Source organism: Kangiella taiwanensis (genome assembly GCF_020005165.1).
Lineage (GTDB): Bacteria > Pseudomonadota > Gammaproteobacteria > Enterobacterales > Kangiellaceae > Kangiella > Kangiella taiwanensis.
Map to the genome: position 1 here is coordinate 620544 of NZ_JAHCLT010000002.1, position 19592 is coordinate 640135.

The 19592-nt window shown below is 42.7% G+C and carries 21 protein-coding genes; 7 read left to right on the forward strand and 14 right to left on the reverse strand.

From position 1 onward, the window contains the following. Positions 1 to 15 precede the first annotated feature (15 nt). A complete protein-coding gene (locus tag KFK88_RS08445; RefSeq protein ID WP_223578550.1) occupies positions 16 to 471 on the reverse strand; it encodes a copper chaperone PCu(A)C in 456 nt (151 codons plus the stop codon). A gap of 71 nt (positions 472 to 542) precedes the next feature. On the opposite strand from KFK88_RS08445, the gene KFK88_RS08450 reads away from it, so the two are divergent. Continuing rightward, a complete protein-coding gene (locus tag KFK88_RS08450) occupies positions 543 to 1226 on the forward strand; it encodes a fumarylacetoacetate hydrolase family protein (protein WP_223578552.1) in 684 nt (227 codons plus the stop codon). Positions 1227 to 1231: 5 nt separating this feature from the next. Here the strand turns inward: KFK88_RS08450 and KFK88_RS08455 are convergent, their stop codons facing one another. The 13 genes from KFK88_RS08455 to dnaB all read right to left on the reverse strand — a co-directional run bounded on the left by KFK88_RS08455 (position 1232) and on the right by dnaB (position 15874). After that, positions 1232 to 2134 carry an MBL fold metallo-hydrolase gene (locus KFK88_RS08455; RefSeq protein WP_223578554.1) on the reverse strand — a complete coding sequence of 301 codons (903 nt, stop codon included), beginning with the start codon at positions 2132 to 2134 and terminating at the stop codon, positions 1232 to 1234. Positions 2135 to 2244: 110 nt separating this feature from the next. Further along, positions 2245 to 3357, reverse strand: a complete 1113-nt coding sequence (locus tag KFK88_RS08460) for a phospholipase A (RefSeq protein WP_223578556.1) — start codon at positions 3355 to 3357, stop codon at positions 2245 to 2247. A 119-nt stretch (positions 3358 to 3476) separates the two neighbouring features. Then, entirely contained in the window at positions 3477 to 6332 is a 2856-nt protein-coding gene (locus KFK88_RS08465) for a M16 family metallopeptidase (RefSeq protein WP_223578558.1), read from the reverse strand. Positions 6333 to 6475: 143 nt separating this feature from the next. Then, complete coding sequence (locus tag KFK88_RS08470; protein WP_223578560.1) at positions 6476 to 7012, reverse strand: SRPBCC family protein; 537 nt, start codon at positions 7010 to 7012, stop codon at positions 6476 to 6478. 74 nt (positions 7013 to 7086) lie between these two features. Then, the gene (locus tag KFK88_RS08475) at positions 7087 to 8022 is read right to left on the reverse strand and encodes a hypothetical protein (protein ID WP_223578562.1); all 936 of its coding nucleotides are present in this window, start codon (positions 8020 to 8022) and stop codon (positions 7087 to 7089) included. A 4-nt stretch (positions 8023 to 8026) separates the two neighbouring features. Further along, positions 8027 to 8995: a hypothetical protein gene (locus KFK88_RS08480; protein ID WP_223578563.1), complete on the reverse strand. Its 969-nt coding sequence runs from the start codon at positions 8993 to 8995 to the stop codon at positions 8027 to 8029. Positions 8996 to 9016: 21 nt separating this feature from the next. Next, positions 9017 to 10006 (reverse strand): hypothetical protein, encoded by a 990-nt coding sequence (locus KFK88_RS08485; RefSeq protein ID WP_223578564.1) that lies wholly within the window; start codon positions 10004 to 10006, stop codon positions 9017 to 9019. Between the two features lie 46 nt (positions 10007 to 10052). After that, positions 10053 to 11024: a tRNA dihydrouridine(20/20a) synthase DusA gene (gene dusA / locus KFK88_RS08490; protein WP_223578565.1), complete on the reverse strand. Its 972-nt coding sequence runs from the start codon at positions 11022 to 11024 to the stop codon at positions 10053 to 10055. Positions 11025 to 11146: 122 nt separating this feature from the next. Then, a complete protein-coding gene (htpX, locus tag KFK88_RS08495; RefSeq protein WP_223578566.1) occupies positions 11147 to 12043 on the reverse strand; it encodes a protease HtpX in 897 nt (298 codons plus the stop codon). 215 nt (positions 12044 to 12258) lie between these two features. Next, positions 12259 to 12960, reverse strand: a complete 702-nt coding sequence (locus KFK88_RS08500) for a PepSY domain-containing protein (protein WP_223578567.1) — start codon at positions 12958 to 12960, stop codon at positions 12259 to 12261. Further along, the gene (locus KFK88_RS08505; protein WP_223578568.1) at positions 12961 to 13374 is read right to left on the reverse strand and encodes a secondary thiamine-phosphate synthase enzyme YjbQ; all 414 of its coding nucleotides are present in this window, start codon (positions 13372 to 13374) and stop codon (positions 12961 to 12963) included. Next, positions 13374 to 14468: an alanine racemase gene (gene alr, locus KFK88_RS08510; RefSeq protein WP_223578569.1), complete on the reverse strand. Its 1095-nt coding sequence runs from the start codon at positions 14466 to 14468 to the stop codon at positions 13374 to 13376. Before alr ends, KFK88_RS08505 begins: the two co-directional genes overlap by 1 nt. Positions 14469 to 14485: 17 nt before the next feature. Beyond that, positions 14486 to 15874, reverse strand: coding sequence for a replicative DNA helicase (gene dnaB / locus KFK88_RS08515; protein ID WP_223578570.1), 1389 nt, complete (start codon positions 15872 to 15874; stop codon positions 14486 to 14488). Between the two features lie 198 nt (positions 15875 to 16072). On the opposite strand from dnaB, the gene KFK88_RS08520 reads away from it, so the two are divergent. From KFK88_RS08520 to KFK88_RS08545, 6 genes are all read left to right on the forward strand, one after another. After that, entirely contained in the window at positions 16073 to 16888 is an 816-nt protein-coding gene (locus KFK88_RS08520; RefSeq protein WP_223578572.1) for a tetratricopeptide repeat protein, read from the forward strand. A gap of 3 nt (positions 16889 to 16891) precedes the next feature. Then, positions 16892 to 17296, forward strand: coding sequence for a thiol-disulfide oxidoreductase DCC family protein (locus KFK88_RS08525; protein ID WP_223578573.1), 405 nt, complete (start codon positions 16892 to 16894; stop codon positions 17294 to 17296). Positions 17297 to 17307: 11 nt separating this feature from the next. Continuing rightward, the gene (locus KFK88_RS08530) at positions 17308 to 17703 is read left to right on the forward strand and encodes a hypothetical protein (protein ID WP_223578574.1); all 396 of its coding nucleotides are present in this window, start codon (positions 17308 to 17310) and stop codon (positions 17701 to 17703) included. Positions 17704 to 17705: 2 nt separating this feature from the next. Further along, positions 17706 to 18131 carry a hypothetical protein gene (locus KFK88_RS08535; protein WP_223578575.1) on the forward strand — a complete coding sequence of 142 codons (426 nt, stop codon included), beginning with the start codon at positions 17706 to 17708 and terminating at the stop codon, positions 18129 to 18131. Then, complete coding sequence (locus KFK88_RS08540) at positions 18118 to 18396, forward strand: hypothetical protein (protein WP_223578576.1); 279 nt, start codon at positions 18118 to 18120, stop codon at positions 18394 to 18396. The genes KFK88_RS08535 and KFK88_RS08540 overlap by 14 nt, the downstream gene beginning before the upstream one ends. Positions 18397 to 18498: 102 nt before the next feature. Next, complete coding sequence (locus KFK88_RS08545) at positions 18499 to 19530, forward strand: helix-turn-helix domain-containing protein (protein ID WP_223578577.1); 1032 nt, start codon at positions 18499 to 18501, stop codon at positions 19528 to 19530. Positions 19531 to 19592 lie beyond the last annotated feature (62 nt).

Here is a 19592-nt window from a genome sequence, read left to right on the forward strand (position 1 = left end):
ATCTATTGATTGATGCTATTGATTAGCATCGCGTACTTCAGCGGTAACATCAAGTGACGGCTTGTTAGCAAAGTGTAACCTGATGTTATAACTTGTCGCGCCCTGAGACATGTCTAGCCCCATAATCATCACGTGCTTACCGCCTGGCTCAAAATTCACGGACTGTTCTATCACAACCGTATCTAAATGCTGCATTTTAGCCATATCATCAACAACTTTTGTCTCGTGCATCATGACATGACCAGCATCATCCATTGATACTCCGGTTAACGTTACAGCACTGCCAGTATGGTTGGTTATGGTCATGAAGGCAGCAGTATTGCTCACACCTGGCGGCATTTTGCGTATCCACGCATCAGTGACTTCAATACCCTCTTTCGGCGGCTCTTGATTACAAGCAACAAGCGTAAGTCCTAATATGCTTATAATTAGTAACTTGCTGATAGTGTTAACACAGTCAAAACGGTTCATAATAATTCCATTGGCAAACAGTCTGAAAGTCGTTATTGTACTTTGAACTATCCGTAAACTCTATGTTTGTCATGACTACATTGTTCCCTATTCCAGCCACACCACAACTTCCAATTCTCGGTAGTGACTTATCATTTCCAGTGAGACGAGTTTACTGTGTTGGTCGAAATTATGCTGCTCATGCCAAAGAAATGGGCCACGATGAACGCGAACTTCCTTTCTTCTTTACCAAACCAGCTGATAGTTTAGTGATTACGCCAAAAGCTCTGGCCTACCCGCCAATGACCAATGAACTTCACCACGAAGTTGAGCTGGTTATTGCGATTAGTAAAGAACTGGTTGAAGCCGATGAACACCAAGCTGCAGATAGCATTTACGGCTACGCCTTAGGGATTGATTTAACCAAGCGCGATCTTCAGGCGGAAGCCAAACAAAAAGGACGGCCTTGGGACTTATCCAAAGGCTTTGATCAGTCTGCACCCATTTCCGCTATACAGCCTATCGCTGATTTAGATGAAATCAATAACGGACTTATTTCTCTGTCCGTCAATCAAACGCTTAAACAAGAGGGGCAACTTTCAGATATGGTGTGGGCACCAACAGAAATTCTTGTGGAACTATCAAAACATGTCACATTAAAGCCAGGTGATTTAATTTTTACAGGAACCCCGTCGGGTGTTGGTGTGGTAGAGCGTGGGGACAAAATAGAGGCCAAGCTCAACCAAGAACTTAGCCTCGACTTTTACATTGAGTAGCTATACTACAAACTGTTATAAATAAACGTCACGATTTGGTCTGGCTTGATGAAGGCTTGGCCATTTTTAGCATCAAACTTTTCACTAGGCTTAGCGGCGATCGTCTCTTCAAGGCTTTTGCCCTCGCCTTTTAGTTCGGCCACATTGTGACGAAGCTCTTTGAGCATTGCCACGTACAAAGCCATCTCTTTTCGAGTTGCCATAGGTCCATGACCAGGGATGATTTGTGTTTTGTCATCCGAAAGCTCCAACCCTTTCTCTAAAGCAGCGATATAGCCATCAATTGAACCTCCACTGTCGGTATCAATAAAGGGATAACCAATATTAAAATAGGTATCCCCCATGTGGAGAACATTATCTTTTGCAAAATAGATAATGGCATCGCCATCGGTGTGGGCTTTCGCTACATGATAAACCCGCATGTCATCACCGTTTAAGTGCAAGCTGAGCTCATTGCTAAAGGTGATCACTGGCAGTGCATCTTTAGGCGACGCTGGAACTTCTCTGCCAAAAAACGCCATCACTTGATCACTACTCATACGCTCACGCACATTGTCATGCGCAATAATGGTTGCGCCCGCTTTACCAAAGTTTTCATTACCGCCAGTATGGTCGCCGTGCCAATGCGTATTAATGACGAACTTAACGGGTTGTTCAGTGATCTTATCGATGGCGTGATTAATTTTTTCTGTCAAAGGGGCATATTGGTCGTCAATGATATAAACACCATCATCACCTACCGACAATCCGATGTTACCGCCCTGACCAAATAATACATACAGACCATCTGATAATTGCTGTGCCTTAATAGTAATTTCGGGTCGTTCTTCACCATGCGCTAATACTGTCGAGGCCGAACTCGCCAGAAGTACCCCCCACAGCCAACTAAGTCGATTAAAACGAATCATTGGTATCCCCTTTCATATGTGTTTTCCATACACTACCACACTCTTGTGAAAAAACCGTAAATTCACGTAAACCTAATACTAAAAAGGCGTCATTTCTGACGCCTTACAAACTATAACCAATCAGTGAGTACAAACCCAACGCCTAAGCGATTGACATGTCGGTTGTAGTCAATCAAGCTTTCACCATAGCCGTTAAAGTATTGTACATAGCCACGAAGCTTGCCTTCATCATCCAACGGAAACGTCCAATCGAACTGCACCGCGCCCTTATTATCACCACGTAAGTTATTTCTCAGCAAGATCCCGAAATTATGCTCATCCCACTGATAGGCAGAATAGAGTTCAAAGTAACCCATGTAATCATCAATGTCGGGATTATCATCGCCATCAGGATCCAATGGATCGGTTTTACGGTCCTCTGGAATTCTCCACCAAGGTTTAAAAGCAAGAACCCAACGGTCTTGCTCAAAGGCAAACTCGGTATAAATTCGGTTCCAACTTCTCGAGCCTAAGCCAGATCGTCCATTCGACTGATGCGAAATACCTGCAGAGAAATAGGGAATCTGCCAACCGCCCAACTGCCAATCGGTTGCCCAAGCGGCAAAAACTTCTGGTTCATGGTTGGTTTCTCGGAACGGGCTAGACACGTCCTTATTGTAGGCCTGCCAATAAGATTGACCTGTATAGGCAAAAAATAGTGCACTGTTTTCACCAAACGGCTTTTCCCAGAATGGTGTTTTGAAGCTGACCTGAAACTTCACTTCAACATTATCTACTTGGCGCTCGTCTCCTGCATTCTCTAAGCTCTCTTCATTCGGAGTGTTATTAAAGGTCACTGGTAATAAATAATTCGGCTTATGCGGAATGATGGCAAAGCGATTGTCTCGAACCCGATACTCCATTCTGAGTCGTTTCTTTAATAATGCTGACCCCTCTTTTGGGCTCTCTTCCTCGCCATCCTCTGTCACCGACTTGTCTTGTTCTGTTTCCTCCGATGCCAATAGCTCTTTGCTCGGCCGAAATATAGCCAGGTCACTTCGCTTCTCGCAGTACTCCTTAACTTCCTTAACCGTCGTGTCTTTATCAGCGAGCTCAATTCTTTGTAGCACACACTCGTCATAATCCACTCTGTCTTCTTCATTCGCCAATGCCTCGCCAGTCAAGAATAATGATGACATTAGGAGAGAGGCAGATATCGAACGACGTTGAAATGAGCAACTCATAGGGAAAACTTCCTTAGGTTATTTTGGTTAAATTGTAGCAAATCCAACCATTTCTTCTATGACAAAAACAAAAAAGGGCCTCGAAAGGCCCTTATCTTGCTCAATTTTACAAACCCGAACTAGAGTTTGTTCGCTTCAGCATCAACTTCAATAATGTCGTAGCCCAGCTTTTCCAACCCAGGCATTACCGAAGCTTTATCACCAACGACAACGATAATCATGTCATCTAACACTAAGTGTTTCTGTGCTAGCTGATTTAACTCTTCGAGTTCAATCGACTGCAAGATATCACTTTGCTCATCAACATAATCTTCATCTAAGTCGTATGCCATGATTTGACCTAAGAAGCCTAATTTCTGACGTGGCGTTTCATAATCTCGCGCATCACGCTGGCCTAGTGAGTTTCGCATAAACTCTAATTCAGCTTCCGTCATGCCACTGTTGTGATAAGCCTTAATCTCTTTTAAGAACTCAATAATTGACTTATCAGTCGCGTCGGTACGAACACCAGCAGATGCCGTGAAATAACCGTAATCTTCGCTACCTCGGAAGCCCGAACGCGCGCCGTAGGTATAGCCTTTGTCTTCACGAAGGTTGATGTTGATACGGCTGTTAAAAGCGCCACCAAGATTGTAGTTCATCAGATTAACGCGATAGTACTCACCAGTCGCATCGTATGGCAACGCACGCTTACCAATACGAATTTCAGATTGAGCAGCTCCAGGCTTGTCTACAAAGTAGATGGCTTTTTGCAACTCAGGGAATGGCTTCATAGCCACTTGCTGAACATCACCGCCTTCCCAAGAACTAAAGCGCTTCAGCTTCTTGTTAAGCTCATCTTCTTCAAGATCGGATACCGCAACAATCGAGCTAATTGCTGGTGAGTAATATGTATTGTAGAAGTTCTTTACGTCTTCTAGCGTAATATTATTAACCGTTTCGATAGAACCTGAACTTGGGTAAGCGAATGCATTATCGGTACCGAACAATAGCTTCTGGTAGACATTGCTAGCGACAACTGCAGGTTGCTTAGCTGCACTTTTAATGCCTTCAATAGTTTGCTCTTTAACTCGCTTAAAGTCAGCAGGGTCAAATTTTGGCGCACGTAATTTTTCGTTCGCTATTTGCAGTGTGCGGTCTAAATTCTCAGTCAAGCTTTGAATCGTCACCTGCGTATATTGTTCACCTGCAGAAATAGATACAGAGCTGCCTAGCTTTTGCAGAATATCACTCAACTCTTCATTCGAGTAACTTTCAGTCGCTTCATTCAACATGCTAGCCGTGATGCTCGCCAAGCCAATTTTATTTAATGGATCGTTAGACGTGCCGGTTTTGATACGAAGGCTAATTGCAGTAGTTGGCGTCTCTGTGTTCACTGCACCGAGTACTTTAATGCCGTTGGAAAGCTCACTTCTCCAAATTTCAGGTACTTTAATCGTTGGGTTATCGCCAGCCTCTGGCATAACACTGCGATCAAAGTCATCTTTGGCCACGCGCACATCAAGATCAGCTTCTGTGACTTCTTGGTATTCAGGAATCTTTCGTGGCTCAGGAGTCCAAGTATCTTCATGAGCAACCATCGCTTTCATGCCTTTTGGAACCACACTCATGATGACAGCATGCTGGTCTTTTAAATACTTCTCGTAAACTCGCATTACATCATCTTCGGTCACGTTTTCATAACGCTCTAACTCTTTCTGAATAAGGTTAGGGTTTCCTTCAAACGTTTGATTCGCAGCGAGTTGAGACACTTTACCTGAGACACTTTGTAAGCCATAAATCAATTGCGACTTAATGCTTGCTTTAACGCGCTCGATATCATCAGCTTTAACACCACGTTGCTCGAACTCTTTAAAACTGTCACGAATCGACTTCTCTAAATCTGCAAGCCCTTTTCCCGACATTGGATTCGGTAGTGCATACAAGACAAATTCACACGCCAACTCTTTACAGCCATGATTCACGCTACTTTGCACAGCAACACCATTTTTGACTAAGTTCTTATAAAGAATCGAGGTTTTGCCTTGACCAATAATCGACGCCAACACATCTAATGGCGCCTCATCAGGATGTAAACGGCTTACTGTTGGGTATGCCATATACAACAAAGGTAACGACACGTTATCTTCTAATGAAATATAACGATCAGCGTCTAACGTCACTTCTGTAGGCGTTGGATCTTTTACTTCTGGACCACGAGGGATTGAGCCAAAGTATTTCTTAACCCACTCCAGCGTTTGTTCCTCATCAATATCACCACCGATGGTTAAAGTCGCATTATTTGGGCCATACCAACGCAAAAAGAACTTTTTCACATCGTTCACGTTAGCGCGATTCAAGTCTTCCATGTAGCCAATAACCGGCCAAGAATAAGGATGACCCTCTGGGTATAGTGCTTGTGCAACACGCTCACCTAGGCGACCGTAAGGGCGATTATCCACGCGTTGTCCGCGCTCGTTTTTTACCGTCTCACGCTGCACTTCAAATTTCTTCTGAGTTACAGCATCAAGCAGAAAGCCCATACGATCAGCTTCAAGCCACAACATTTTTTCTAGTTGGTTTGATGGTGCTGTTTCGAAGTAATTCGTACGGTCTGAGTTGGTTGTACCATTTAAAGTACCGCCAGCTTCTGAAATGATCTTGAAATGCTGCTCATCAGCGACATTTTCTGATCCCTGGAACATCATATGCTCGAAAAAGTGCGCAAAACCAGATTTTCCAATTTCTTCACGCCCAGAGCCCACGTGATAGGTAACATCCACATGCACCAAAGGATCACTATCGTCTTCATGTAAGACGACTGTTAAGCCGTTATCCAAAACAAATTTTTTATAAGGAATCACTAATTGATCTGGCTGCTGCTCAACAGTTTCTAAAAGCTTAACACCCTCAGAAACCTCAGTATCACCCGATGGCGATGATGCACAGCCAATTAATCCTGCCACAAGTATCGTGGTTATTGTCTGTTTAAACATATTGTTCTCCTCCGAAATGGTGGCTTTATTATACAGATGGACGTCTAAAATGGGGGCAAATACATACTTTGATACACTTTTGAAAATTATGATACAGACATAAAAAAGCCCCAGTAAACTGAGGCTTATTGTATGTAGCCATACTAGCTTTCTATCTTAGCTTTTAGAGACTTAAGTCCTTTTTCATAATCTGGCCCTAGCATATTGTCCATAAACAATCCGAAATATCGCCCGATGATGTTATTACCGAAATCTACATCAAAGCTCCAAGTTAACTTTGTCTGGCGAGGCGCTAGCTCCTCTAGTTCAAAGGTGGCATAACCTGGCTCAGGATCGTCACCAAACAACAATTCCGTCTTCACAAACTTGGGATAAGTGCTTTCTACAATCTTTTGAGAACCATTGCCAACTTGTGGATTGTCACTTTTCCATGACATCATGGCTCCCACGCCACTATCGGGTCCACTGTAGTTATATTCTGCTTCAGGATCTCTTTGAAACCAAGGAGACCAACTGTTGTACTCAGAAAACGTATTAACCTGCTGAAACACTGTATCCGGCGCTGCATCAATCGTGATTGAACGCTCAACATGAACATCTTTTGGTAGAAAAAAGCCTACCACAACCAACACGATAGCCAAGATAACGATGCCGATGAATAAATTCTTTAAAAACTTCATAGCTCCCCCATTGAGCAACCTAGAGCTAATTACTTTAGACTAAAGCAATGCAAATGTGCAAGAAATAAACAACTTTAACTACATGTTATATAAAGCTCTTCTTCATCTGTAGTAAATAGATCTGGGTATACATCATAACCAAAATACTCTCGAGATGACCGCCACTTTTCTTTCAGTTCCTTGAAGCGGTTTTGGGCTTTATTGATCAAATCCGCCTCAACACCCTGAGGTACACCATCAGGAAAAGCAATCTTCAATGTTGTATCAAGAGACTTATTATCAATCGTCAAAGATTCCAAGAGGCTGTAATCATTTTTGAATACATCCTTCATAAGCAGTGTATAAGCGTGACTTTCAACTAAGTAACGTTTGATCTGATCTTCACTTTCCTCTTGTTTCTTTAAACTCTTAACCGAAATCGCAAAGTATGCCGCAATTTCTCCTAAAGCGAGTAACTTTCCCTGTACGGCTGACTTAAACAAATACTTTTCTCCTTCCCTAACTTTGCTTAAATCAACTTTATGATTTTTAAGACTCTCCTTGAAACTAGTGCTTCCCACAGGATGCTCCCTATAATGCTTTGTTTGATACATCCCAAAAAGCCCTTTCCAGACTAACTCTAAACCATAAAGAAACATTGCATCCGGCTCTCCAGCATCGGCGTACGAAGCAAGGCTCGATAAGTTTAGTTCTTGATAGTGACCACGACCAACTAGATTTGCCTGACCAATACCTAAAGCATCAAGTCTCTTAAAAACTGAAAGAAAATTAGGATCATTAATACAGCCACTAGAGTCTTTAAAGTCTTCAGGATCTGCTTGTTTAGTTCCTTCAGAGGGCTTAGTACCGCTTTTAGTTACCTGTGACTTTACTTTTGTTTCGACTTCCTTACTTATTCTTGCTTTTGAAATGGTTACTTCATCGCTAGCATGCTCGGCTACAAAGAAAAAACTCCATAGAATATACAAAATGACTAATATTGTGGCAGTAATCAATACAACCTTCTTCATTTAGCTAACCACACTCTCTTTCCATATTGCTCAGTAATAACTCTAGTCTTTCAGGAATGACATCGGGATACTGCGGTAAGCCTAAACGAGCTCTATCATTACCCCATTGCTCGAGTAACTTCTCCGACTCTGAAGCAATCTCTTCTTTTAATGTAGCAACTAAAAAATCGTCTTGCGCTTTCCCTTCGAAGATAACACCGAGATCCTCTTCAAGTTCATCCTTTCCAGAAAAGAAGAGAAGTAACTCTGCGTCATTCGTATGGATCGTTTGCATCAGATTTAAGTACGCATGACGTTTAATTAGTACAGTTTTAACATCCTCCATCGACATATCAGACCTTATCACTCGCCTTAGCAAACCACGGCTCATCGACGAGACTTCCATGATACCCCCTAACTTCCCTTTGACAGCTGCTCGATAGGCATAATCTGCTCCAGTATAAAATGCATCAAGATTGGGGCGGTGTTGCTTAACACGTTTTTTCAGCTCCTCTCGCGCATCGTTAGGATTGCGATTTATTTGATTCAAATAAATCCCAAAAGCGGCCTTCCACATCACCTCTGAACCATAATGTAACAAAGCAGTTTCATCACCAGCATCAGCATACGACTTTACAGCATCAACTGGCATCTGCTGATAAACACCCTGCCCAGCCGCTTCTTCACCGTTCATGTATATTGAACTAATTATAGCCTCGATTTCTTTCCACTCAGGACGGGACTGGTACTTATCAGCACAAGTTCCATCACTAGCTTCACTAGTTAAGCTATCTTCACTGACAAGTGTCTTAATGGGCTGCGACTTATCAACTTCAGGTAAGTCAGGCTTAGAAGGGAAAATTTTTTCTACCGTATTTTCGCGCTCAGTTGAAAGCTCAGGAGTTGACAGCAACTCTACGTCATAAATAACAAGGTTCCAAACCCAGGCGACAATAAATACCACGACCAAGGCAACAACGATTTTTTTCATCATAATGTTATTTGTTCTATCTTATTATAAACACTGATCCGCATAATCCATAAAGGCTGCTTCTAATTCGTCATCAAACAAGTCTAAGTGTATAGGTAGGCTCTGCTGTAAACGGTGTTCTTTCCACTGACGCTCTAACTCAGGAAGAAGTTGTTTCACTTTATTATTCAGCTGCTGAGTAAACTCTTCGTTCTCCATAAACTCTTCGTAATTATAAGCAGTACTGATTTTATTTTTTATCCGTTCCTCAAACCCCATGTTTGCAATTACAGAAGGATCATTTCGATGGATATATTCCATTAACTTAATGTGGGCAACAGCACTGGCCAAAACATTAATCGCATCCTTGTCACGACCTTCTCTAATTTTAATTTGACGTGCCAGAAAGGTTTCCATATTAGCAGTTTCTAGTATGGCCCCCACTCTCCCTTGTATTGCCGCTCTAAAGGCATACTCTTTGCCATGATTGAACATTTCAAAGTTCGGGTCATGCTTTTTCAATACTTCCCATAACTCTTCTTGTGTAAACGGTTTTTCCTGGTTTACTGGGTTACGATAGCTTCCAAGCGCTTCCTTCCACATGACTTCTACACCATAGTGCCACATAGCTGATGCCTCGCCGTTATCGGCGTAGGACTTTACTGACTCTAATGGTAACTTTTCATAAGTACTGTCTCCCACCTGAGAATACACCTTTTTGTAGGTTTCAAGTGATACCTCTCTGTACTTAGTAATTTCGGGCGATGCAGCCAACTGCTCACAATACTTCTCGCTGTCAGTCAGGGGTGAGTCATCAACAACCATAACACCAGCTTCAACTTCTTCTATGCTTTCATCTGAATCTTGAGGGGTGGAGTTAGAATCCTCAGACTTTACAGCTTCACCTGAAGCATTAAGGCTATTCTGCTCTGAGATTTTTTGCTCAGTAAGTGCTGGCTCATCAGCTTGATTTACAACGAAAGTTGCAACAGCAACGATAACAGCGATGACTCCAATGATTAGTATCTTTTTCATGATTCCTTTCCTTAACTGTTCTATCGCTTGTTAATTAATAGCGATTTTATTTAAATAGTGTTAATGCCTCTTCAATGACTTCAAGACCAGCACCTTTTTTATAGGCATTCTCACTCAGATGCCGGCGCCACAGCTTGCCCTTTGGCTGAGCATAAAACAGTCCTAAAATATGCCGAGTCATATGCCCAAGATACACATCTTGGTCGAGTTGACTTTGAACATAATTACAAAATTCCTCGGCGACTTCAATTCGACTGGATATGTCGTAGCTCTTGCCGTAAAAACGATTATCCACCTCTGCTAGAAAATAAGGATTATGATAGGCTTCACGCCCTATCATTGCGCCATCGAGGTGCTGCATGTGGTCTTCAACCTGTTCAAGAGTCGTAACGCCGCCATTAATGATTATTTCTAAATCAGGGAAGTCTTTTTTGACTTGGTATGCGACGTCATACTTGAGCGGGGGGATTTCACGATTTTCTTTTGGGCTGAGTCCTGACAGCCAGGCTTTTCGAGCATGAATAATAAAGGTTTTAACACCGGCCTGGCGCACAGTATCAATAAAAGTATGCAGGTGTTCGTATGAGTCTAAGTCGTCAATCCCTATCCGGGTTTTAACCGTAGTGGGGATTTGCACCGCATCTGACATGGCTGCCATGCAGTCAGCAACGAGTTTCGGCTCTGCCATTAAACAAGCACCAAAACGACCATTCTGCACCCGGTCGCTAGGGCATCCCACATTGAGATTAATTTCATCGTACCCATAATCTTCACAGACTTTCGCACAATGAGCTAAGTCTTTTGGATCACTGCCGCCTAACTGCACTGCCACTGGGTGCTCTTCCTGATTAAACTTCAGGTGACGCTCCTCGCCGCCATGGATAATAGCGCCCGTGGTAATCATTTCCGTATACAGCACTGCGTGCTTGGTTATACATCGCATGAAGCGCCGCTGGTGACGGTCCGTCCAATCCAACATTGGAGCAATACAAATTTTTCGGTCAAGCGCTTTTGTCATAATAAAACTGGCGTCGAAATGTGGCGCTATTATAGCTGGCAAGCCGTGTTCAGACAAAAGCCAGACACAAAAAAGCGAGCCGAAGCTCGCTTTCAGACAATTGCCTAGTTAATACACTGAGATTATTGGTTTCTCAACGCGGCGATACGCGCATCCAATGGAGGGTGAGACATGAAAAGGTGACCAAATTTCTCCTGGAAAGATCCGGTACGACCATTTTTAAGGCCAAACGCGGTAAAGGTTTCGCCCATATCCGATGGCATATCGTACTCTACTTTCAGCTTTTCAAGCGCACCAATCATGGCCGCAGAGCCAGCAAGCTGTGCTCCAGCTTCATCCGCTCGGAACTCACGTCGACGCGAGAACCACATAACCACCATGCTCGCCAAAATAGTCAAAATAATCTGTGCAACCATCACTGAAATAAAGTAGCCGATGCCATGACCTTGTTCATTCTTAAGAATCACTCGATCCACAAAGTGACCAATAACTCTTGAGAAGAATAAGACGAATGTGTTCACCACGCCTTGAATCAAGGTCAATGTGACCATATCGCCATTAGCCACGTGGCCTATTTCGTGTGCCAACACAGCTCGGACTTCGTCGCGGTTCATGCGCTGCAAAAGCCCTTCGCTCACAGCAACTAACGATTGATTTTTATTCCAACCGGTTGCAAAAGCATTAGACTGAGGCGATGGAAAAATACCGACTTCCGGCATGCCAACACCCGCATCTTTGGATAAGCTATCCACAGTATCAATCAACCACTGCTCAGTTTCATTGCGTGGCTTATCAATCATGCGCACGTGCATGAATTTCTTCGCCATCCACTTCGACGCAAATAGCGAAATCAATGAACCAGCAAAACCAATAACCGCGCACCAGATCAGCAGTGCCGTTAAATTCAGGTCCACGCCATTTTGCGCCATGATACTATCAAAGCCAAAAAAGCTAAGAACCGCACCAGCTAAAAGCAAAATTGCAAAGTTGGTTAATAAGAACAAACCAATTCGTAACATCGAAGTCTCCAAAAAAGATCAATTCACTGTATTAATTATGGGGATTGCGGGGGTAGAAACAAGTGAATTTCGTCAGGGTTAGATAGGAATTTGTAAATATTCGTGTGTTTTTATATTAAATAGTTAAAGATCAGTAACTTAACACACCAAAAAGCGATAGCCAGTAACGCTACCGCAAAGCAAACGTACTTCCAATTGAAGTTACTTTTGGCCACCTACCGAGGCCTTTTTGATTTAAGAAAGATTAACTTTATGACCAAGTAAAGCCCGCTCAAGCTCATCAATATCGCTAACAGCGCAGCTATGATCAACAGCGGGTTGTTAAAGTCAGTTCTATCTTTATAGTCCATGATGTGAAGCATCCAAAAGAAGTCAAATAGACGCCAAGTATCATTTCTGCGGGCAACAACCTCACCGCTGTGTTGCGATACATACAATCGCGTTTCTTCATTATCTGAAAAAGTTACCTGCCACAATGGTAGCGCTTTCCCCCTGACCTCCCCTAAAGGCTCTTCGATCAATCGAACTTCTTTAATTGCGTCATCACCAGAATAGTCTGCCATGGCCACATCACGAGCTAGGCTTTCATCAAGCGGTGATATTAAATCCCCTGTGTGCGCATCGACAATTGACTGTTGCTGATCATTACTGATTAGCCAAACAGGCTTTCCAAGCCAAGATTTTAACTGGACCTTTTTAGGAGCAAGGTTTGTTGTCTGCACTGCTTGATTAACCGTAACTGGTACCGGTTGAGTTAGGTCAGCCTGAGCCTGCATAGCAATTCGGTGCTCACCTCGAACCTCTTCTATGTCAAAAAAGCTCATCACAAAACCGCCCACAACCCATAATAACAGTTGCAAACCGATAATAAGTCCAAGCCACTTGTGGAATTTTCTAAAAAAGATAATAGGTTTCATTTAATTGCTTATGTGAAGTATGACGTTTCGTTTATGTGCATGGTGACGGTGCTCCCAAAGATACAAGCCCTGCCATGTACCCAGCGCCAAACGACCATCAACAACTGGAACGCTCAGAGACACATTGGTTAATATCGCCTTAATGTGTGCAGGCATATCGTCTGGGCCTTCCATCGTGTGGGTATAGAGGGGATCATTCTCAGGTACTAATCGATTGAGCCAGTTTTCCAAATCAACCCTTGCACTGGGATCCGCATTCTCTTGGATGGTCAAACTGCAAGAAGTATGCTGCACAAACAGGTGACAAATACCCGTAACAACTGCCTGTTTTTTCACCCAGTCCGCAGCCTGTTGTGTGAACTCGTATAGGCCTTGACCATGAGTTGATATAGAAAGTGTGGTTTGCTCAGACATTAGGACTCTCGACTTTTCTGCTCTCGGTAAACAAAGTGCACTCGCCCCGTCACGCCACAGCTCAAGGTATAAGGAATCGTATCTGCGTGAGCCGCAACCTTTTCTGCAGGAAGCTCTTTACCCCAAAGCACAACCCGGTCACCAATCTTATCGCTATGCTCAGGCCCTAGTTCCACGGCCAACATATCCATAGAAACGCGGCCGACCAACGGAACAATACGTCCATTCACCCAAACCGGCGTACCGTTTTTAGCATGACGCGGATAGCCATCGCCATAACCAATCGCAACTAGGCCAATGACGGTATCTTTTTCCGCAAACCAATGGCGGCCATAACCTGTCGACTCACCCTTGTTGACGTTTCTGATCGACATGATTTTAGACTCTAGATTCATCACGGGTTGTAAACCATAGTCTGCTCCCGTGGTGCCGACCATTGGAGAACAACCATAAAGAATCAAGCCAGGCCTAACCCAGTCAAAATGTGCAGCCTTCGCTTCAAGGATACCCGCAGAGTTAGCCATCGAGCGTTCAAGAACAAGATGTTTTGTGCTTTTAAGGAAGGTTTCAATCTGTTGTGACGTAAAACCGTCTTGGGGGTCATCCGCGCTCGCAAAATGCGACATCAATCGTATAGGCTTATGGATACACTCAACATCCATCAAGTCTTGCTCGATCTGTGGAAGCTCCTCGACCTTAAAGCCGAGACGGTTCATGCCAGAGTCAACTTTCAGCCAGATATGGATCTTTTTGTCTGTTTCTAAGCGCTTCAGAGCGTCGATTTGTGGACTGTGGTGCACGACTAGTTGAAGGTCGTTCTCGATTATTCGTGGTAACTCTTTTTCTTCGAAAAAGCCTTCCAACAATAATATAGGCTGTTGAATTCCCGCTTTACGCAGAGTATAGGCTTCCCGAGGGGTTGCTACTGCGAACATCTCAGCATCCGGTAATGCTTTAGCAATCTTCGCTAAGCCGTGGCCGTAGGCATCCGCTTTAACCACAGCAATCACGCGGCTACCAGAGGCTATGGATTGAATAGTTTTGAAATTATGCCGTAAAGCATCAAGATCGATAACAGCCGTTGTCGGTCGCATAAGCGTAAAAAAGTACCTTAGTAATCGCCCATGGCTTCATAATCATTATGCGCCAAGTTATCAAAACGCGAATATTGGCCTTGGAAACTCAACTCCACTGAGCCAATCGGGCCGTTACGCTGCTTACCAATTTTGATTTCGGCAATGCCTTTGCGCTCAGTTTCAGGATGGTAAACTTCATCACGATAGATGAACAGAATTAAGTCCGCATCCTGCTCAATCGCGCCCGACTCACGCAAGTCAGACATCACTGGGCGACGATCACTACGCTGCTCCAAAGAGCGGTTAAGCTGCGATAATGCGATAACGGGTACTTCCAACTCTTTAGCCAAAGCTTTCAAGGAACGTGAAATCTCACTCACCTCTAACGTACGGTTATCACTCATGCCCGGTACCTGCATTAACTGCAAATAATCCACCATAATTAACGCAATACCACCATGCTCACGAGCAACACGACGTGCACGAGAGCGCATCTCAGCAGGCGACAAACCCGCCGTATCATCAATCAGTAACTTGGTATGATTTTTTAACTGTAAAACACCGCTGTTAAATTTGTCCCAGTCTTCTTTCGACTGAATTTGTCCGCTACGGATTTTATTCTGCTCAAGTCGACCTAAAGACGAGATCGAACGCATGATGATCGACTCACTCGGCATCTCAAGACTAAAAACAAGCACAGGCAAGTCGCTAGCTAGCGCCGCGTTTTCCACAATATTCATGGCAAAGGTGGTTTTACCCATCGATGGACGGGCCGCGATAATGACCAAATCAGCTTTCTGTAAACCTGAGGTCATATTGTCTAGATCAGTAAATCCAGTCGAAAGACCAGTCACACCACCCTTCGTCTTTTGGATTTGCTCAATACGCTCAATCGTAGACTTTAAAATGTCCTCAACCTTGCTCGGACCTTCGCCACTGGTTTCCCTAGATTCTGCAATAGCAAAAACTTTCCGCTCCGCCAAGTCTAGCAACTCAGCCAGACCACGTCCTTGCGGATTAAAACTCGCATCAGCAATTTCATTCGATGCTGAAATCAGTTGGCGCATAATTGCTTTTTCACGAACAATTTCAGCATAAGCTCGAATGTTAGCCACCGTTGGCGTGTTCTGAGCTAACTCACCTAAATATGCTAACCCTATATCAACCTCACCCATCTGCTCTAAATGCTCAGATAAGGTGATAACATCCATCGGCTTCGCCATATTCGCCAGCTCAGCCATAGCCTTGAAAATCTCACGGTGGTTTTTGACGTAAAAGTCGGTCGAAAGCAGGATCTCTTCCACTTTTTCCCACTGATCATTATCGATCATAACCCCACCAAGCACTGACTGCTCAGCCTCAATGGAATGCGGAGGAACTTTTAAGTCTTTGATTCTATTGTCAGATTGTTGTGCTGATAGCATGATTTGCTTCTATTATCAAAATGGGCGGTCAATCAATACAAGTAGCGCCGTAAGCCTACTCAAAACTATTCTATATACTAACAGCTTTTAGGCAATACGAAATAGAATAACCCTGTGGATAAGTTCTGAATAAGTTAGAACCGCTACTATATGTTAAGATTAATGGATATAGTGTGCATTTAATAAGAACATAAATATATGAAAATAATAAAAGTTTGCTATTTACTATCCATTAGCTTGTTTGTTTGCGGATTTAATAATTTCGATTCATGGCAAAAAATCGACAACCAAGAAGCTTCATATCTTACCTATATTTATAAAGGTGAGTACATTAAAGTCTACCCTCAGATCAAAGCTCTGGCTGAAAGCGGTGATATTAATGCACAGTATACACTTGCAAAAATGTATGACTTTGCAGAACATATGGTAGAGTGTAGTGGCTACAGAAATTGCTACCCTAGCTGGTATAAACCTCTAGAGCCTTTTGACTTCTCAAAGAAAAAAGCAAAGAAATGGTATAGTGAAGCGGCAAAAAACGGACACCCATATGCTTATTATAAACTTGCTAGGCATATAGACTATGATGGAAAAAATCTAACTAAAAGAGATGATGAAACTAAACTTGCTTTAAAAGGCTTAATGGATAGATTTCGTGCAAATGATGGTGTAGCTACGTATATGTATTACAAACTGACAAGCTACACCTTTGCAGTCACGCCCCAAACCACTGAAAAGTCAAACTCTGAAGCAGAAAAAAATTTACGCTTAATTATTACGCTTTTAGAGAAAGAAGCAAAGCAAGGCAGGATTCTCGCTATGCACTACTTAGGAAAAGCATACTTCCACTTGTGGGACTACCCTAAATCCTTTGCTTGGTTCACTCTTGCTTCTAAGCACAACCATAGCCCTTCAGGGGTATATCAAAAAATGGTAATGGGATTTATAGAGAAAGAAGGCCTAGAGAAAGAGACTCTTTTAGAGATCAATCGACTTTTATCAGACTTTTCAGGGTGAACGGTGCAAAGCAATTTTAGTGGTATTATTCTCTTCGATGGCGAATGCGTCTTATGCTCTAAATGGGTGCCTTTTGTCATCAAACGCGATGACAAGGCTGAATTTAAGTTTTGTTCGGTACAATCTCCAAAAGGACAGGAGCTACTCAACTCATTGGGATTACCTACAGAAGACTACCAAACCATGGTACTACTCAAAGACGGAACGCCCTACTACCGCTCGGAAGCCTTTTTCGAAGTAATCAAAGACCTCAACAAACCGTGGCCTTGGCTTCGTATATTTCGAGTCTTTCCTAAAAAATTTAGAGACTGGGTTTATGACCGTATCGCCCTTAACCGTTATAAACTGTTTGGGAAACACAATTACTGTATGATACCTACAAAAGATATTACTGATCGGTTTATATAATCAAGATGATTATGCCCAAAACATTTATAACTTTAATATTATTATTTCTTTCCCTATCGGCGTCAGCCTGTAATGAAACGGGTAAACCAAAAATCACGATTGGTAAAGAACCTGAAAATAGCTCTGGCTATACTCTTTACCAGATTTTGTACCCTAAAGATTATGATGAAGCAACCCCTTCCAGCGTTTCACTCATCACTTATGAGCCTGAGTTAAAGTTTTACATGGAAATCATGCCCCATGGAAATCCAAAATTATTAAGCAGTATAGTCTGCGCAAATGACAAATGGTTTGAAGAGGCTAGTCTTAGGTTAGTATACAAGCCAGTAAAATCAAAGGATGGAAGTATAAGGCTGTGCTTTGACTCATATGAATACGATGACCTTACTCAATATATAAAGCGGTAAGTATGATAAGTGTAGAAAGATGGCTAAAGTTGATAGCTGTAATCCACATTATTGGCGGCGTGATACTACCTTTTATGGTGTTTACACCTCTAGCCACATCTTACTTCGAGCACCTGCTCAATGCTTTTCCTGATAGCGATATAGAGTCACTGAGATTCTTGGTTGGTGTGTTTGGTCCGACGGTTGCTAGCTGGGGACTTCTATTCTATTGCGCAGTAGGCAAAGCTTTTCAAAGCAAAACACCGCGAGATTGGTGGCTTCTCTTTGCAGCAGTTATGGTATGGCTAGTTTTTGATACAACTTTTTCGTTGTTCTTTAATATTACAACTCACCTTTATATAAATGGCTTAGTAGCAATTATCATTTTGCTCCCGTTATTAAAGTTAAAGGCTCACTTTCAAGGAAAAGGAAGTAATGATGCGTCCTGAGCCGATTTCAAAAGTTGAAATAAACACTCAGGGAGAACTGTGTGTTTATTTAGAAAGCGGTGGTAAAAGCATGTACCAACATATTTACCGACAAGGTCGCCAAGTCTGCTGGGATCAAAGGCTCAAGGCTTTTCAAGCACCGCGACCTAGAAAGTGGTCTTACTCAGATTGGTTCAGCCACATCATCAGCGTGACTAATGATGTTGGAATTCAGTTAGAAGTCACACCTAGAACACAGTGGCTAAACACACCAAAAATATTATAAATAATGCTATGGGCTCTTAATACCAGAGTTTAGATAGTATATTGAGATATTATCAAAAAGTGCATACACTTTAATTACACGTCCTAACCAGTCTAGAACAACATGACACTTCTCGATGCATTTTTTCGGTTTTCTGGGTTAGGTATATTACTACTGCTGATATTTCTCACCATCAGAGATCTGAAGCGCTCAAGCTCGACTGTTTATTTGCTGTTAGCTTGCATCAGCATCAGCTGTCACTTTTTAGGCTTTACTCCAAAGATCTTCGAGCTCCCGGTTAGCGTAGAAATTCCTTTGAGATTGCTTGATGTCTTTATGGTAGCAATGATTTGGCTATTTATTTTATCGCTATTCCAAAAGGACTTTAAATTTGGCTATTTACACCTGTTGGTTATCGCGCTCTATAGCGTGCCGATACTATTGGAGCGATTCGTTTCATTTGGCTCCCTGAGTTCACTACCTAAATGGTGGGCTTATATCGTTAACGGCTTCACCTTCGCACTCGTGCTCCATATCATTTACGTTAGCTTCAAGGGAAAAAGCGATGATTTGATTGAAAGTCGTCGTAAAACCCGTCGCTATCTCTTAGTCATGAGTATCCTTTCGACTCTTTCAGCCATCGTATTTGGCTCGATACTACTACATAAATATCAAGCTACCGTGAATGTCCTCAGTATTTGGCCATCGATCATTGGGCTCGCTTTATGGTTACTCAGTATCGAACCTTCAAAGTTTAATTTTTATTCAAAGTTCAAAGCCGACTCAATAAACCTAAACTCAAAAGATAAAATATTAAAACAAAAACTCGATACAGAAATTATTGAAAACAAGTGTTATCTAGAAAGCAGTCTCACCATAGAGTCTCTAGCAAAGAGACTTGGTGTTAGCGCTTATCGCTTGAGAGAGTTTATCAACCAGAAGTTAGGCTATACCAATTTTAGTTCATATATTAATCAGTTTAGGGTGGAAAGCATTAAGCTGGCTCTAGCAAATCCGGATAATGCTCACATACCAGTACTCACTTTAGCACTCGATCATGGCTTTAACTCCTTATCCCCTTTTAATCGGGCATTTAAAGCCACTGAAGGGATGACACCGACCCAATTTAGGCAAAAAACATTAAAAACCCCATAATCGACCAGACTTCCCCCACTATCGACCAGCAATAAAACCTCTATAAATTAGGATGTTAGCTT